This window comes from Psychrobacter sp. DM4 (assembly GCF_051307035.1).
Classification (GTDB): Bacteria; Pseudomonadota; Gammaproteobacteria; order Pseudomonadales; family Moraxellaceae; genus Psychrobacter.
Map to the genome: position 1 here is coordinate 396,052 of NZ_CP195536.1, position 15,997 is coordinate 412,048.

The window sequence follows — 15,997 nt, forward strand, 5'->3', positions numbered from 1 at the left end:
TCTATAGAATTAGATAGTTAATACTATATAACTAATAATTTTTACCAAAACTGCATCTTTCAAGGATGCAGTTTTTTTATGTCTAAATTATTTATAATTGGTCGGATCTATTGAATCATTCAGACTTTCACTGGGCTTAAAGTAGCTGTTATTGGCTAAGTTAGTTTTTGAATCGAAAAAAGTTCGTATGACGTTTTGTTTGGCTTGATGCCAGTGCTCAAATTGTCTACAAGTAGACTCCAGATCCTCTTGCCATACTGGAATTTGTCCGCGCATAGTTTTGATACGACTTTGATTGGGATAAGGCAGCTCTTGTGCAGTCTTTGCAGCATCGTGGGCGGCTATCCTATCGTTACAGACCAAGGCGACATCACAGCCCGCTTTTATCGCTGATTTGACGCGAGTGCTGACATCGCCAACAGAATTAGCCCCCGCCATTGACAAATCATCAGAGAATATCACACCGTCATACTTGAGCTGACCGCGCAAAATATCTTTTAACCAAATTTTTGAAAATCCTGCAGGCTTGTCGTCCACTTGAGAGAATATAACGTGAGCGGGCATGACCGCATCTAGCCAAGGTAGTGTCTGAGTAAAGGGTTGCATATCACTTGCCATAATTTCATCTAAGCTGCGCGTATCAACAGCTTGTACAACATGTGAGTCAGGGGCAATGGCGCCATGACCTGGGAAATGTTTGCCCGTGGTAGCCATACCAGCGTCTTTCATCCCGCGCATGAACTGTGTTGACAAGGCGATGATCGCTTGCGGCTCTTGATGAAAGCTACGATCACCGATAACTTGACTGATACCGCCTCTATCGAGTACAGGCGCAAAACTCAGATCGATACCTACCGCTAGTACCTCTGCTGCCATCAGGTAGCCGCAGTCATAAGCACAGCTTAGCGCCGAAGTCGGATCTTTATCGAACAAATCACCTAGTTTGCCCATAGCCGGCAGTGGGGTAAAGCCCTCACGTAATCGTGCCACGCGTCCGCCTTCTTGATCCACACCGATCAAAATATCAGCGTTATGGTAGCGAATGTCATCACACAAAGCTCGCACTTGAGGTGCATCAATGACGTTGCGCGCAAACAGTATAATACCGCCAACCTGAGCTTGCTTGATTAAGCTGACGTCTTCTGCGGTCAATGCGGTATTGTCTATATCTATCATTAGTACGCCGTACATGGCAGCATCCTTTTTGGGTTTCTTTTGTATTATTTATTAGTGCTAATCTCAATCATTAGCGCTAAGTATTAAGCGCTCTTATATTATCGGATTTTGCGTTTGTCATCTGTCTATTATGTCAGTCATTATATAGACGGATAGTAACTTATTAACCTATCAAACGTGAAGCGTAAATGCTTGGCGTTTAAAGATTAGGAAAAGGTAACAGATGAGATGAGGTGTAAGATTATTTATACAGTTTGAGACAGTCAGCAAGTATAGTGCATGCTAGTATTTATTGTATTTTGGCTATACAGTGTCCGTATTAGATGCTATTTTTGTTAAGGTTTTTGCTTTAAGTTGTCACCTTTATACCGTTTAAGATAAGCCTTGGACTACCAGCTGATAATAGATAAATTGTCAAAGTTGCAAGCGAACTGACATCACATCTTAGAGTCATACGTAAAATATAGCTGTACTCTTAACCGCACTCTGTTAATCGCTATCATTGTAAAGTTAGCACTGTAGTCATTCATACTATGAGTCACAGTTGCCAGCATTAGAATAAAAAAGACTATTTTCTTTAGAGCATGATATTCAATTTAAAATAACTAGGTAGAAAAAATGAAAAAACAACCCGCACAGTGGTTACTCAGTGCAGCCTCAGTAGGTATTGCAGGTATTATTCTAACTCAAAGCTACGGCACCGCAGTCGCTAATACTGAGACTGACGGGTTTGAGCCAACACCTGAACAAAAGATTACAACACGTCAAGTTGCCGCTTTGCTTGACCGCAGTCACTATCTAAATCAGCCCCTTGATGCCGGGATGGGTAGTGAAATACTCGCCATGTACATTGACAGTTTAGATCCGAACCATACTCTGTTTTTGCAGTCTGATGTTGATGAGTTCACCAAAAAATACGCTGACGATTTTGGTGATCGTCTTAAGCGTGGTGATTTGTCAGCAGGCGTCGATGTCTTTGAGCGCTACCGCAAGCGCTCAGATGAGTACTTTGAGATGGCTACCAAAATGCTCAAAAGTGATATCAAATTAACAGGTGATGAGACAATTGTACTGGATCGAGAAAAGCTGGGTCATTTTAAGACCAAAAAAGAGCAGCGTGATTATTGGACGCGCCAGTTAAAGTTTCAACTGTTAAGTATCACTTTGGGTCAAGAGGACGAAAAAGCCAAGGAAAAGGTATTCTTAGATAATCCTGATATCACTCGTGGACAAGATCTGGTGCGTGACGATCAGCGTACGCCCAATGAGATACTACTCAACCGCTTGACGCGTCAGCAAGGACAGTTCGGCCGTCTCAAAAACGATGAGGTGATGGAGACTGTCCTTAATACGGCTATGCTGACCTATGACCCGCACAGTAACTATTATGCACCGATACAAGCGACCGAGTTACAGATTCAGTCAAGCTTGCAACTAGAGGGTATCGGCGTCTCCATCCGTCCTGATCGCAAAAACCCAGACTATACTCGAATTGTCACTTTAGTTGATGGTGGTCCTGCGGAAAAAACAGGCCAAATAAAACCGAATGATCTTATCGTCGGCATCGCAAAAGACGGCAAAACGATGACGGATGTGGTCGGCTGGTCGACGCGAGAAGTCGTGGGTCTTATCCGCGGCAAACGCGGCACTTCGGTGACCCTTAAGCTGCGTCAACCGAACACGCCAGATGCTAGCGCGCGTACCGTTACAGTAGTGCGCGATATTATTCAACAAGAAGAATCAGGCGTGCGTCAGCGCGTGGTAGAAGTCAAATCACCCACTGACCAATCCCTAAAACGTATTGGTGTGCTTGAGATTCCAAGCTTTTATTTGAACTATCGCGCGCGCCGTAATGGTGAAGATTATCGCAGCGTCAGCATAGATACCGAGCGTGCGCTAAAAGAGCTAAACGAAGAAAATATCGATGGCCTCGTGGTAGATCTACGCAACAATCCAGGAGGCTCATTGGATGAAGTAGCCAAAATGCTTGGATTGTTCATTAAAGGTGGCCCTCTAGTACAAATTCGTGATAATCGTGGCAACATTCAGGTGTACCGTGATGACGACGGCGGCGAGCAGCTCTATAATGGCAAAATGGCTGTTATTACTAACTTAGCTTCAGCTTCAGCCAGTGAGATATTTGCAGCTGCCATTCAAGACTATGGTCGCGGCTTGGTGGTCGGTAGCACCACAACGGGCAAAGGCTCTGCACAGATTCAGCTGGACAATATAGCACTAGGATCAGCGACCCTTACCCAGCGTAAGTTCTATCGTATTACGGGAGGTAGTACACAAAACAAAGGCGTAGTACCAGATGTAGATTTAGTCGATATCTATGATGATGCAACCTTTGGCGAGCGCGCTCAGAAAAAAGCGCTACCTTGGGATACCATAAAGACAGCGGCATACAAGCCTGAGGGTAAGTTTACCTCTAATACGCTTGCCACGCTCAATCAGCAGTCAAAGATTCGTCAAGAGCAAAATCCGCAGTTTGTTTATCTATCGACGCTCAATGATATCCGTAATATGGAGGATGAGAAAAAACCTATCGAGATCGATATCAATAAGCGCCGCGCTAAGATGCAATTAATAGAGAAGCGCTCATTGGAGGCTGAGAATAAGCGTCTGATAGCAACTGGTGAAAAACCTTATGCCAACTGGAACGTTTATCAAGCGGCTATGGATGCCAAGTTTGAAGAGCGCAGTCAAATGAAGGCAGACGTACGTCCAGAGCTACCAGAAAGCGAAGCTTACATTAACGAAGCCGCTTATCTATTGTTGAGCGCAGAGCCGCAAATGCTTAGTAGTCCTAGTGAAAAACTATCCGCCGAAAAAAGAGGCATGTAAGCATATACTTACATGCAATGAGTCTTTAGCGTCTTACTATCCATGGGCAGTTCTGCGATTATAGTCCTACAGCACAATTAAGTAATACTAGGGATTGGTATTCAAAGATTGTATCAGGGATGGTTTGCTGGTTAGGGATGGCAGGGCTAGATGCCCGATAACTACAGATAACCTCGGGATTAGGTTATCTGTAGTGTCAACAAGGATGGTTAGTAATAAAAACCGTGTAACGCTAGTCGTTATACGGTTTTGTTACGTTTGGTGAGCTGGTTTTGTTACAAAATCTTCTGCTGTTCATATTTTCTTACTAGTATTGAATTTATTTGTGTTCGTACACAAAGAAGCCAGTCGCTTATTTGAGCGACTGGCTTCTTTGTATTACTTATAGTGCTAAATTAGCTTACTGTTTGCATGGATCTATTGTAACGCAAGGATCAATGCTCAACGCCACCAGCACCGTGGACATGGCCATGGCTTAGCTCATCTTCAGTTGCTGCGCGTACTTCTTGAATCTCAACGTCAAAGGTCAAACGCTTACCTGCCAAAGGATGGTTTGCATCAACAGTGACTTCTTCATCAGTCACATCAGTGACAGTTACGAGCATAACTTGCTCGCCTGCTTGTGATTGGAACTGCATGCCTGGTTGAATATCTTCAACGCCTTGAAAATTGTCACGAGGCACTTTTTGTACCGCTTGGTCTTGATATTCGCCATAGCCATCAGCAGGCTCTACGACAGCGTTTACTTTTTCGCCAGCAGATTTGCCTTCTAGTTGTTTCTCTAGGCCTGGAATGATGTTTTGATGACCATGCAAATAAGCTAGTGGCTGACCGTCTTGAGACTGGTCTAAAACGTTGCCTTCGTCATCTTTTAGCGTGTAGTTAAATTTTACGGCAGTATCTTTTGTAATAGTCGTCATAAATTATCCTCGTCTTTAACACAAATTAAATATAGTAGTAATGAACCTATAAAAGCCAATCAGCCAAATGTAGAGCTAAACTATCAGTTCATTACCTCAGTTTATTAGGGCAACTGTAGCAGTTAGAGTCTTTAATTGAGATGGTTATAATAACTTTCAAGGTGAAATAATAAAAAAGGTACTCAATCGAGTAAATCTATAGTTTCAAGCAGATTTATAGTTGACGATTTAACAGTATCGGACCACAACCTATACTTTTTGCCAGTTGCGTTTTTGTACAATGACTTTTACCATAAAGGTATCCTTTGTAATAAGAACAGACTATGACGACTCTTCAAACCTTTCCTGTGCACTACAAATTTGACTTTGTCCGCTTTCATGAGCACCTCGTAGATGTGAGCTTGACCTTTGAGAGCGATAGCGATGCGCCAAGCTTGTGGATGCCGGCTTGGATTCCGGGTAGTTATTTGATTCGTGAATTTGCTCGCCATATTACCGCCGTTCATTATCAGGTAATAGATAGTCAAGACGGCGAAACCTCTAGCCTTATTCGCGCAAAAAAGACAGACAAACATACTTGGCAGCTGCTTAAAGTAAGGGCTACCCAAACTGTGAGCGTCCACTATGAGGTGTACTGCTACGATCTATCGGTGCGGACTGCTTACGTCGACAATCAACGTCTATATGGTAATTTTACCTCGTTAGCACTAGCGATTGAAGGGCAGGAGACATCAGCAATACAAGTAAGCTTAGTGGTACCCGAAGCATTTTTGGCAGATAAGCAATCGGATAAAGTAGTTATTGCTTGCGGGCTTGACGCCACCTTACTAGTAAGTAGTAGTCAGTCTGCTGGCGATTCGCTGAATACCGACTTGCTAGGTACTAGCCATGTTTATGGGTTACAAGCGGATAGCTACCATCACTTGATAGATTATCCTTTTGAGATTGCTGAACAGGACAAGTTTGATTTTATAATTCAAGACCAGAATCATGAGGCTCTGGCCCATCAGTTTTACTTATCAGGCAGACACAGTGCAAACTTGGGTCGACTTCAGCAGGATCTCACTCAAATTTGTCAGAGCTATGTGAACTGGTTGGGGGATGCGCCCTTTAGCGCTTACACCTTTATGACTTACGCTAGCGGTCAGGATTACGGTGGTCTTGAACACATCAGTTCGACCAGTCTCATTACGCCGCGTCGTGATTTGCCAAACGATGATGAGTTGACGTTACCTAGTGCGGACTATCAACGGTTTTTGGGATTGTGTAGTCATGAGTATTTTCATGCCTGGTGGGTCAAGACGGTGCAGCCTGATGTTATGTTCGATGTTGACTTGCGTCATGAGGCTTTTACACCGCTGCTTTGGGTATTTGAGGGCTTTACCTCTTATGTCGATGATTTTATGCTACAAGCATCAGGCGTTATTGATAGAGCCAGCTACCTCAAACTATTAGCCGAGCAAATTAATCGCTATTATCAAACCTATGGCCGGGCTAATCAAAGCGTGGCTGAGTCAAGTTATGATGCGTGGATTAAGCTTTATCGTAGCGATGAGAATACGGGCAACGCGGGCATTAGCTATTACAATAAAGGCGCGCTGGTAGCCTTGTGTTTGGATTTGACTTTACTCAAGCAAAGCGATGGTCGTTATCGCTTGTTCGATGTGATCAAAGCCTTTTACGAGCAGGCAAAAATGTCTGATAAACAAAGAATTGGTATCACTAGTGCCGATATGAGCCGCGTTATTAGTCAGTTCATGCCAGTAGTAGAGTGGCAGATATTCGAGCAACGATACATCGATGGTGTCGATGAGCTACCGCTGGATGAGCTGCTCGCAGTGCACGGTATTAGCATAAACCCTGACAGTAAAGACACTGCGGACAAGCAAGTGCCTTGGGGTATGCGCTGCACGGACACGCCAGCAGGTCTAAAAGTTAATCGCGTGCAGCGTGGTAGCCGTGCGGCCATTGCTGGGATATCCGCACATGATGTGATTATCGCTATTGAGGATATTAAAGCGGATAGTAAACAGCTAGCTACAGTCAAGAATGCTCAGCATAAGGTTGACTGTCATCTGTTTCGCCGTGACGAGCTCAGGCGTATCACTGTATTACCTAATGTAGCTCAAAGTGAGAATGATATGAGCGAGCAAAGCGTGTTCCCTCATAAAGTACATTTACAGATCTCGAGTACAGAGGCGTTAACCAAAGGTCACAAGCCATCTAAACCAGATGAACAACCTGCATGGCAGGAATGGTTAGAAGTAATGAACAAGTAGAGTAAAGCTTTACCGAAGTATCTTTTTATTGAGAAAAATAAACCCCGTATTGAATGTTACCAATATGGGGTTTTTATGGCTTTAAGTATACTCTACTGTTTAGGTCATAGACTCGTTAGTAAGTTCTTCAGTAGATTCAATATTTTTGTCAGGGTCTTCAACTTTTTTTTGTGTCTCTATCCAATCTTGCATCAGCTCAACCTCCACTTGCTGAGCGCTAATGATATTTCTAGCCAGCAAACGCATCTCTTCCTCCTCGCCGTATTTTAGCTGTGTTCTTGCCATCTTTACTGCGCCGATATGGTGGGCGAGCATAGCGCGGGCAAAGGCCATATCGGCTACTGGATCTGCGATACCAGCTGACATATCATTATGCATACTCTTTGCACTACTCTTGTAAGCGCGTTGCATAGCGCTAGTGACCAGTTCTGGCTCAGGAATATCAGGATGGCTGGCGAGCCATTTTCTTAAAATATCAACCTCACCTTGCTGCACCTCGATGACTTCTTGTGCCAGCTTACGCATATAAGGGTCGCTACCATACTTCAGCTCAATGGTAGCCATATCGATCGCGCCGCGATGATGACCGAGCATACCCTTTGCAAAGGCGGTGTCAGGATCGTTGTAACCCATACCGATCATCATCTCATCATGCATAGCCGTCATGGATTTCGCATAGTCTTGATACCTAGCGCTCATTCTGACTTCATTTGATACTACCGTGTCATCTACCATACCGTGCTCACTATGCGCGCTCATGTCCTCTGTCATCTTAGTGCTACTGGCATCAGACGGCAGGTCAACTACTAAACTGTCATCGTTGTCACCAGTCATTGTCTCCTCTGGCACTGCAATACTTGTATCTTGCGGCGCAGGTTGGCAAGCACTCAACATGAAAGTCATCAGTACACTGGCAAAGAGGGGCATAAAAAGACGAGCATTGATCATGACGAGTCCTTGTCAAAGGCAGGTAGACGGTAAGTAATAACAGACTTATAAATAACCCTTAGAATAGTAGCAGACAAACCTTACCCTTTCGAGTCACTAAGTTAAAAATGTAGGCATTTTTTTGTCTACAAAGCCTTAAATTCCTAACCGTTGGCGTTGCTCACCATCGAGAGAAACCTGAACAAACTCTCCAACTGCCAAATCTCCAAGCTCAAATCCAGCAACCGACCAGCGAATTAGGCGCAAGCAAGGCAGGCCCACATGCGCGGTCATACGCCGCACTTGACGGTTTTTACCCTCAAAGATAGTTAGTATTAGCCATGAGTCAGGGATGTTTTTGCGCTCGCGAATAGGCGGATTGCGTGGCCATAGAGTTATAGGTAGATCCTCTGTGCTCGCTAGCTGAACCTGAGCAGGTAAAGTTTTACCGTCTTTTAGCATGACGCCATGACTCAATTGTTTTAATTGCTGAAGAGTAGGGATACCTTCTACCTGCACCAAATATGTCTTGCCTTGTTTGCGCCCGTTATTGGCTTTTGGCGGATGAGTGATGGTTTTGTTGAGTTTGCCATCAGCGGTCAATAACAGCAGTCCTTCGCTAGTAGCATCCAAGCGTCCTGCAACGCGCAAGGATTTGTCATCAAAAAACTCTGCAAGCGATGCAAATTTATTATTGTCGTCATTACTGAACTGGCTTTGTACGCCGTAGGGCTTGTTAAATAAAATAAGTGAGGTCATAAGGGGTATCGTATATAAAAGTTATCTCTGATTTTATCATGACGCGGCGCAAAGATTTATAGCCAATAAAAAACACCTCAAAAAATGAATATCTTTGAGGTGTCCGTGTCTAACGTGAGCCTGTCAAAAAAGAATCCTTACATTATAACGAGGCTATAGCATCGTTAAAGGTATGGCTTGGGCGCATAATTTGTTCGGCAAGCGCTTCATCTGCCAAATAATACCCATCAATATCGACAGATTTACCTTGAGCGTCATTGAGCTCTTTAATGATAGTCTCTTCGCTATTCTCAAGCGTCTTAGCAAGCTCAGAAAATTGCGCTCTAAGATCACAGTCTTTATCTTGAGCGGCAAGCTCTTCGGCCCAGTACATCGCCAAGTAAAAATGACTACCGCGATTATCAAGCTCGCCGGTTTTGCGTGACGGTGATTTATCATTTAAGAGTAGTTTTTCAGTCGCCTTATCGAGCGTATCTGCCAATATCTGTGCTTTGGTATTGTCATCATTTTTGGCGAGATGCTCTAAAGACTCAGTCAAGGCCAAAAACTCACCTAATGAATCCCAACGTAGATGATTCTCCTCGACAAGCTGCTGAACATGCTTGGGCGCAGAACCGCCAGCACCCGTCTCGAATAAACCACCACCTTTCATGAGCGGCACAACCGACAGCATTTTGGCACTGGTGCCAAGCTCTAAGATAGGGAACAGGTCAGTCAGATAATCTCTCAAAATATTACCAGTAGCCGAGATAGTATCCAGACCACGAGCAACACGCTCTAGGGTATAACGCATCGCACGAACTTGTGACATAATCTCGATGTGCAGTCCATCAGTATCATGATCTTTTAGATACATATTGACTTTTTTGATGAGCTCATTCTCATGCGGACGATAAGGGTCCAACCAAAAAATAACGGGTGTATCTGATTCGCGCGCGCGGCGTACAGCAAGCTTGACCCAATCTTGGATAGGCTCATCCTTTACCTGACACATGCGCCAAATATCACCTTTTTCGACGCGCTGTTCCATTAACACCTCATCGGTTTCTTCATCGACAATACGCGCTATACCCGAGTCGCTGGCCTCAAAAGTCTTGTCATGTGAGCCATACTCTTCGGCTTTTTGTGCCATAAGACCGACGTTTGGCACGGTACCCATAGTCGTCGGATCAAAGTTGCCATGCCACTTACAGAAGTTAATCATCTCTTGGTAGATACGCGCAAAGGTAGACTCAGGCATAACCGCTTTACAGTCATACATTTTGCCATCAGCGCCCCACATTTTGCCCCCTGAGCGGATCATCGCAGGCATTGAAGCATCGACGATAACATCACTTGGTGAGTGAAAGTTGGTAATGCCTTTGGCAGAGTCGACCATCGCTAAGCGGGGACGATGCACTTGGCAGGCGTGTAAGTCGCGCTCAATCTCTTCACGCATTGAGGCGGGCAGTTCCTCGATTTTATCATATAGCGAGGCCATACCATTATTGACATTGACACCCAACTCTTCAAAGAGTGCACCATGCTTTTGAAAAGCATCTTTATAATAAGTTCTGACAGCATGACCAAAGACGATAGGGTGTGAGACTTTCATCATCGTCGCTTTTACATGCAGTGAAAACAAGATACCTGCTTCGCGGCAGTCCTCCATCTCATTTTCATAGAACTCAAGTAGTGCCTCTTTACTCATGAACATCAAATCGATGACTTCTTTGTCCTGCAATGCGATACCTGTTTTGAAGATATTAACAGTGCCATCATCCGTGATGCGCTCCATACGGACACTACGCGCTTTATCTAGCGTCATAGACTGCTCACCAGCATAAAAATCACCGCTATGCATGTGCGAGACGTGCGTTTGTGACCATTGCTTCCACTCGCCCATAGAATGCGGATGCTTGCGGGCGTAGTTCTTGACCGCTTTTGGTGCACGGCGATCAGAGTTACCTTCACGTAGTACTGGGTTGACCGAACTCCCTAAACTCTTGCCATAGCGTTTACGCAGCGCTTCTTCTTCCTCTGTTTGCGGATCGTCAGGGAAATCAGGTATCGCGTAGCCTTTACCTTGTAGCTCTTTGATGGCCGCTTTTAGCTGTTGCACAGAGGCGCTAATATTGGGCAGTTTAATGATATTGGCATTGGGGTCTTGAGTCAGACGACCTAGCTCGGCTAAATTATTAGGAACGCGCTGCGTCTCCTCAAGATATTCAGGGAACTCGGCTAGTATTCGTGCTGCTACAGAGATATCGCTAGTCTCAACATCGATGCCAGCGGTTTTGGTAAAAGCCTCGACAATAGGCAAAAAAGATAAGGTGGCAAGCGCTGGGGCTTCGTCGGTTTTTGTATATATAATTTTTGACATTTTAGTATGCTATTCCTTTAGGTTATAGTTGCATTTAAGGGTTATAACGATTATTAATATTTGTGATAGCGGTTCAATCAAATCCGACATAGAAGTGAGTATAAAAGGTAAAAGGGTATTATTGCATTCAATAGAATGATGGTTTAACTATATCATCTAACGGCCCAAAAAGTGAACTGATGACAGCAATTTGTAAGAAAATCACCGTAAATTCGATACGATGTCAACCTTGGATGATGAACTCAACATACTATTTCATCAATAGTGACGATATGCTTATTATCTAAGGGTGATAGTGACGGTATTTTACCAGCGATTAAAACGAATATCACCCACGTTAAAGGGTAGTGAGCCATTGTGAGGCATTAGCAGAGACTAAGTTTAGCGCAACATTGATGTAAAAGTAGCCTTAAACATATTGGGTGACCGACAGGATTCTTTATTACAGATTTAGTAGCTACATTTGCAAATTGTGACAGCAAACCGATATAAATTTGCTAGGCTAGTGGCTGGACTTATCGCATGATGTCTAAGCGATTCATAATGATTGAATCAAACCGTAAATTGAGCCAATAATAACAGCGATTGTGAGACTTATGAATCTAGAGTACGCGCTACTAAACGATACCGACTGGCAAGATGATACCAAGTGGCAAACGCCCGATACCCCTTTTATGTCCTTTGCGTTTTGGCAAGCCTTAACGGAGACGGGCGCTATTGGTGAGCAAGCAGGGTGGCTGCCGATATTTATTGTGGTGCACCAAGTAGCAGATCAGCCGATAGATCCCGATGTAGAAGCGCTGATAACGCAGCCTGTGGCGGTGCTCCCTGTATTTATAAAAGGTCATCATCGCGGTGAGTTCGTCTTTGATTATGCGTGGGCAGAGGCTTATGCGCGCTACGGTGTCGATTATTATCCACGTCTTGTCACTAGTGTGCCGTATACCCCTATTACCGGTCAGCGTCTGTGGTTAGCAGAGGGCGAAACGTTGACCGATGATATTATAAAAACCGCTATCGCAGGCGTTGATGACATTGCCCAGCAAGTAGGCGCGTCGAGCTGGCATGGTCTATTTGTGACGCCTGAGCTGGCAGATGTTGCCACTACTGCTATGCCTAGCGATGTCGATGTAGAGTTTGCACTAGCAGCGCAAGAGATGGGCGCTGAGCCGACGATTATAGAGATGCCAATCCTTGAGCGTCAAGGCTGTCAGTTCTTGTGGCAAAATAAAGATCTGCTTAAAGATGAGCAGCCTTTTGCTAATTTTGAAGGATTTTTGGCAACGCTTAGAGCCAAAAAGCGCAAGACCATTCGCGCTGAGCGCCGTAAAGTCGCCGCTCAAGATATCAAATGTGCACGTAAATGCGGCGATGACATTACCGATAGTGACTGGAAAGCCTTTTATCATTGTTATGTGATGACCTACGCGGTGCGCGGGCAACAGCCCTATCTCACGCTAGACTTTTTTATGCGTCTTGCCAAAACCATGTCTGAGCATCTAATGCTAGCGCTCGCTTACGATAGCGCCAACGATAACGATAGTGAGATTATCGCTTGTAGTCTATTCTTATATGACAAACCTGACAGCGAGAACGCCACGTTGTACGGTCGCTATTGGGGCGCGCTTGCCGATTATGATAGCTTGCATTTTGAGCTGTGCTATTACCAAGGGCTTGAATTTGCGATTGAGCAAGGTCTGATGTATTTCGATCCTGGTACGCAAGGCGAGCACAAGCTTATCCGCGGCTTTATCCCAACCAAGACTCACTCTATACATCGTATCTATGATCCGCGTTTTGTCCCTGCAATTAGCAATTTTTGTACTGAGGATCGTATGAGAATGGCGCAGTATCGACAGCAAGCGTTTGAGTCCTTGCCATTCAATGAAGACAATATGCCCAAATTTAATGATGAATCTGAAATAGACAGTGATAGCGACGTGTAAGGATTATGCTGTAGCAATGTCAAACACTCAATTATCTCATGCATCCAAATCACCGCCGTTCGAGCTTATCCCGTGGCTTGATGCCAAAGGCTCTCTGACCGCAATGCTAGAGACTAAAGCGGGTCAGCCCCTGCGTGTAGAGCGCCACTTTGAAGGATACAAGCTATTATCGTTAGCGCAAAAAACTCATCTAGGCGTTACAGGCACAGCGCTCAATCGACCACTGCTGGCATGGGTACGTGAAGTGCACCTATACGGTAACGATGAGCGACCTTGGGTATGGGCGCAAAGCCTCTTTCCGCTACCAAGTCTGAAAGGTAACGCACGACGCTTGCAACATCTAAAGGGCATCCCAATCGGTTATGTACTGTTCAAACGCCGCCGTACATTGCCAAGTCAGCGTTTTATCTCTTGTACGCCTAAAGGCTGGCAACGGCAAACGCGCTATGACTGGTATGGGCGCAAACTATTGATTAGTGAAACATTCTTATCTAATTTCGGGTATTAGAAAATACTTGTCTAGTAAGTAGATACTATGTTAATATTCTGTAACCAAAATTTAGTTCATTCTTTCACTATCATTGATATATGAGATTTGATCATGAATTCATCTAGTCCCTCAACATTCTTACCCAAACTATTGAGCATCATTGGCTTATTTGCCAGTACCGCTGTTCTATCCCAAGCGGCCAACGCAGGATTCTTTGATAGCATTTACGATGTGCAAAAAGCGGTGAGCTCTATTGGACAAACTGCTGATACGTTCCGTGGTAGTAAACAGGCGGTGACGAATTTGGGTGAAGAGGTTGGTCTAGTATCGCCAAATGATATGAACAATCAAGCAGACGGCGTCAAAATTATTGAAGGAACTCTGTTAGAGGGCAAGCTTAAGAATACCTCACTGTACACGCAAGCAGACAAGAACTCGATGCAGGTCAATAGCTTGTCTCAGCAAGATACCATTATCTATATGGGTCGCGAGCAAAACGGTTATTATTACGTCCAAACTGATAAAGGGGAGGGCTGGGTATCTAAGCCACTAGTCGCACTAAGATACTAGTCCATATCTTTACTAAATAGTTTTACCAAAAAAACAGTCTCTTCAAGTGGCTGTTTTTTTGTTTTAGCGTAAGGCGTTCTCGGCCGCGTTATTCTCTAAACCATTCAGCCTAAGCTGAGGTTTTTTGCGCTCATAAAGTCATATTTCATGTTAGACTCAGCTTATGGCAGAATTTAAGCGGGAGTAGACCCTTAATATTCTTGCTGAGTATTACCTATCCATGAGTTCGCTCATAAGAATTATTCTTAGTGCATTACCCTGTTTCTAATAACGCTAGTTTTACAAAACCAATAATATAGGACGCCCTTATGTTTAAAGACATCTCTATCAAAGACTTCGATCCAAAACTTGCCGATGCTATGGCATCTGAAAGCAAGCGCCAAGAAAGCCATATCGAGCTTATCGCCTCAGAGAATTACTGCTCGCAAGCGGTGATGGAGGCGCAAGGCTCAGACCTCACTAACAAATACGCGGAAGGCTATCCAGGTAAGCGCTACTACGGCGGCTGTGAGTATGTCGATATCATCGAGCAGCTCGCTATCGACCGCGCCAAAGAGCTATTTGGCGCAGAATACGTCAACGTTCAGCCGCATTCGGGTAGTCAAGCCAACTCGGCTGTCTTTTTGGCGCTGTTAGAAGCCAATGATACGGTACTTGGTATGAGTCTTGATGCCGGTGGTCACTTGACGCATGGCGCGCATATCAACTTCTCAGGCATTAACTACAATGCGGTGCAATACGGCCTCAACGAAGCAGGCGAGATCGATTACGATCAAGTCGACAGCCTAGCGCGCGAGCACAAGCCCAAAATGATTATTGCTGGTTTCTCAGCGTATTCGCAAGTGGTCGATTGGCAGCGTTTTCGCGATATCGCAGACGAAGTAGGCGCCTACTTTTTAGTTGATATGGCGCATATCGCAGGTCTCGCTGCTGCTGGCTCGTATCCAAGCCCCGTACCGTTCGCTGATGTCGTGACCAGCACCACGCACAAAACCCTACGTGGTCCGCGCTCAGGCATTATCTTATCTCGTGATGATAAGCTTGCCAAAAAACTCAATTCGGCTGTCTTCCCAGGCAACCAAGGTGGTCCACTCATGCATGCCATCGCGGGTAAAGCGGTGTGCTTTAAAGAAGCATTAGAGGACAACTTCAAAACGTATCAAGAGCAAGTGGTCAAAAATGCCAAAGCAATGGCGAAAGTCATCATCGATCGCGGTTATGAAATCATCTCAGGCGGTACTGAAAACCATCTGATGCTTATCAGCCTCGTCAAGCAAGAAATGACGGGTAAAGAAGCCGATGCATGGCTTGGCGATGCTTTTATCACCGTCAACAAAAACGCGGTGCCAAATGATCCAAAATCACCGTTTGTGACTTCAGGTATTCGTATCGGTACGCCCGCCGTAACCACGCGCGGTTTTGATGAAGCGGACGTCAAAGAGCTAGCCGGCTGGATGTGCGACGTACTCGATAGCCGTGGCGACAAAAAAGTGATCGCTGATACCCGTGAAAAGGTCAAAGCTATCTGCGCGAAAAAGCCTGTTTATGCGAAAAACCAGTAAGTCTTTTGAATGTGTAAAAAAGAACCGCTTAGCTTTGGCTTAGCGGTTTTTTTGTTATTACTGTTTATGTATATTAGAGTAGTAAAAGTCAACTTATAATAATTCTATAACTATATTATCGAGATATATCTAGATCTTTAGTCCATATTATGAATATTT

General features: G+C 44.6%; 11 protein-coding genes. 6 read left to right on the forward strand and 5 right to left on the reverse strand.

Annotated elements, in window-relative coordinates; all coding sequences use genetic code 11:
* Window positions 1–87: 87 nt before the first annotated feature.
* Window positions 88–1,191 carry a beta-N-acetylhexosaminidase gene (gene nagZ / locus ACR64G_RS01775; RefSeq protein WP_435979850.1) on the reverse strand — a complete coding sequence of 368 codons (1,104 nt, stop codon included), beginning with the start codon at window positions 1,189–1,191 and terminating at the stop codon, window positions 88–90.
* A gap of 603 nt (window positions 1,192–1,794) precedes the next feature.
* Between nagZ and ACR64G_RS01780 the strand changes: the two genes are divergently transcribed.
* Window positions 1,795–4,023, forward strand: coding sequence for a carboxy terminal-processing peptidase (locus ACR64G_RS01780; RefSeq protein WP_435979851.1), 2,229 nt, complete (start codon window positions 1,795–1,797; stop codon window positions 4,021–4,023).
* A 434-nt stretch (window positions 4,024–4,457) separates the two neighbouring features.
* On the opposite strand, the gene ACR64G_RS01785 is transcribed toward ACR64G_RS01780, so the two are convergent.
* Window positions 4,458–4,943, reverse strand: coding sequence for an FKBP-type peptidyl-prolyl cis-trans isomerase (locus ACR64G_RS01785; protein WP_435979852.1), 486 nt, complete (start codon window positions 4,941–4,943; stop codon window positions 4,458–4,460).
* Window positions 4,944–5,266: 323 nt separating this feature from the next.
* On the opposite strand from ACR64G_RS01785, the gene ACR64G_RS01790 reads away from it, so the two are divergent.
* Entirely contained in the window at window positions 5,267–7,222 is a 1,956-nt protein-coding gene (locus tag ACR64G_RS01790) for a M61 family metallopeptidase (protein ID WP_435979853.1), read from the forward strand.
* Window positions 7,223–7,321: 99 nt separating this feature from the next.
* On the opposite strand, the gene copM is transcribed toward ACR64G_RS01790, so the two are convergent.
* From copM to ACR64G_RS01805, 3 genes are all read right to left on the reverse strand, one after another.
* A complete protein-coding gene (copM, locus tag ACR64G_RS01795; protein ID WP_435979854.1) occupies window positions 7,322–8,170 on the reverse strand; it encodes a CopM family metallochaperone in 849 nt (282 codons plus the stop codon).
* A gap of 135 nt (window positions 8,171–8,305) precedes the next feature.
* Window positions 8,306–8,908, reverse strand: coding sequence for a pseudouridine synthase (locus tag ACR64G_RS01800; protein WP_435979855.1), 603 nt, complete (start codon window positions 8,906–8,908; stop codon window positions 8,306–8,308).
* Between the two features lie 142 nt (window positions 8,909–9,050).
* A complete protein-coding gene (locus ACR64G_RS01805) occupies window positions 9,051–11,270 on the reverse strand; it encodes an NADP-dependent isocitrate dehydrogenase (RefSeq protein ID WP_435979856.1) in 2,220 nt (739 codons plus the stop codon).
* A 596-nt stretch (window positions 11,271–11,866) separates the two neighbouring features.
* Between ACR64G_RS01805 and ACR64G_RS01810 the strand changes: the two genes are divergently transcribed.
* From ACR64G_RS01810 to glyA, 4 genes are all read left to right on the forward strand, one after another.
* The gene (locus tag ACR64G_RS01810) at window positions 11,867–13,216 is read left to right on the forward strand and encodes a GNAT family N-acetyltransferase (RefSeq protein WP_435979857.1); all 1,350 of its coding nucleotides are present in this window, start codon (window positions 11,867–11,869) and stop codon (window positions 13,214–13,216) included.
* Window positions 13,217–13,232: 16 nt separating this feature from the next.
* Window positions 13,233–13,724 (forward strand): chorismate--pyruvate lyase family protein, encoded by a 492-nt coding sequence (locus tag ACR64G_RS01815; protein WP_435979858.1) that lies wholly within the window; start codon window positions 13,233–13,235, stop codon window positions 13,722–13,724.
* A 93-nt stretch (window positions 13,725–13,817) separates the two neighbouring features.
* Complete coding sequence (locus ACR64G_RS01820; RefSeq protein WP_435979859.1) at window positions 13,818–14,276, forward strand: hypothetical protein; 459 nt, start codon at window positions 13,818–13,820, stop codon at window positions 14,274–14,276.
* A 308-nt stretch (window positions 14,277–14,584) separates the two neighbouring features.
* Window positions 14,585–15,838 (forward strand): serine hydroxymethyltransferase, encoded by a 1,254-nt coding sequence (gene glyA, locus ACR64G_RS01825; RefSeq protein ID WP_435979860.1) that lies wholly within the window; start codon window positions 14,585–14,587, stop codon window positions 15,836–15,838.
* Window positions 15,839–15,997 lie beyond the last annotated feature (159 nt).

Excerpts from the sequence above, each read along its gene's own strand:
- nagZ (WP_435979850.1), bottom strand. The coding sequence starts at position 1,191 with ATGTACGGCGTACTAATGATAGATATAGACAATACCGCATTGACCGCA.
- ACR64G_RS01780 (WP_435979851.1), top strand. The coding sequence starts at position 1,795 with ATGAAAAAACAACCCGCACAGTGGTTACTCAGTGCAGCCTCAGTAGGT.
- ACR64G_RS01785 (WP_435979852.1), bottom strand. The coding sequence starts at position 4,943 with ATGACGACTATTACAAAAGATACTGCCGTAAAATTTAACTACACGCTA.
- ACR64G_RS01790 (WP_435979853.1), top strand. The coding sequence starts at position 5,267 with ATGACGACTCTTCAAACCTTTCCTGTGCACTACAAATTTGACTTTGTC.
- copM (WP_435979854.1), bottom strand. The coding sequence starts at position 8,170 with ATGATCAATGCTCGTCTTTTTATGCCCCTCTTTGCCAGTGTACTGATG.
- ACR64G_RS01800 (WP_435979855.1), bottom strand. The coding sequence starts at position 8,908 with ATGACCTCACTTATTTTATTTAACAAGCCCTACGGCGTACAAAGCCAG.
- ACR64G_RS01805 (WP_435979856.1), bottom strand. The coding sequence starts at position 11,270 with ATGTCAAAAATTATATATACAAAAACCGACGAAGCCCCAGCGCTTGCC.
- ACR64G_RS01810 (WP_435979857.1), top strand. The coding sequence starts at position 11,867 with ATGAATCTAGAGTACGCGCTACTAAACGATACCGACTGGCAAGATGAT.
- ACR64G_RS01815 (WP_435979858.1), top strand. The coding sequence starts at position 13,233 with ATGTCAAACACTCAATTATCTCATGCATCCAAATCACCGCCGTTCGAG.
- ACR64G_RS01820 (WP_435979859.1), top strand. The coding sequence starts at position 13,818 with ATGAATTCATCTAGTCCCTCAACATTCTTACCCAAACTATTGAGCATC.
- glyA (WP_435979860.1), top strand. The coding sequence starts at position 14,585 with ATGTTTAAAGACATCTCTATCAAAGACTTCGATCCAAAACTTGCCGAT.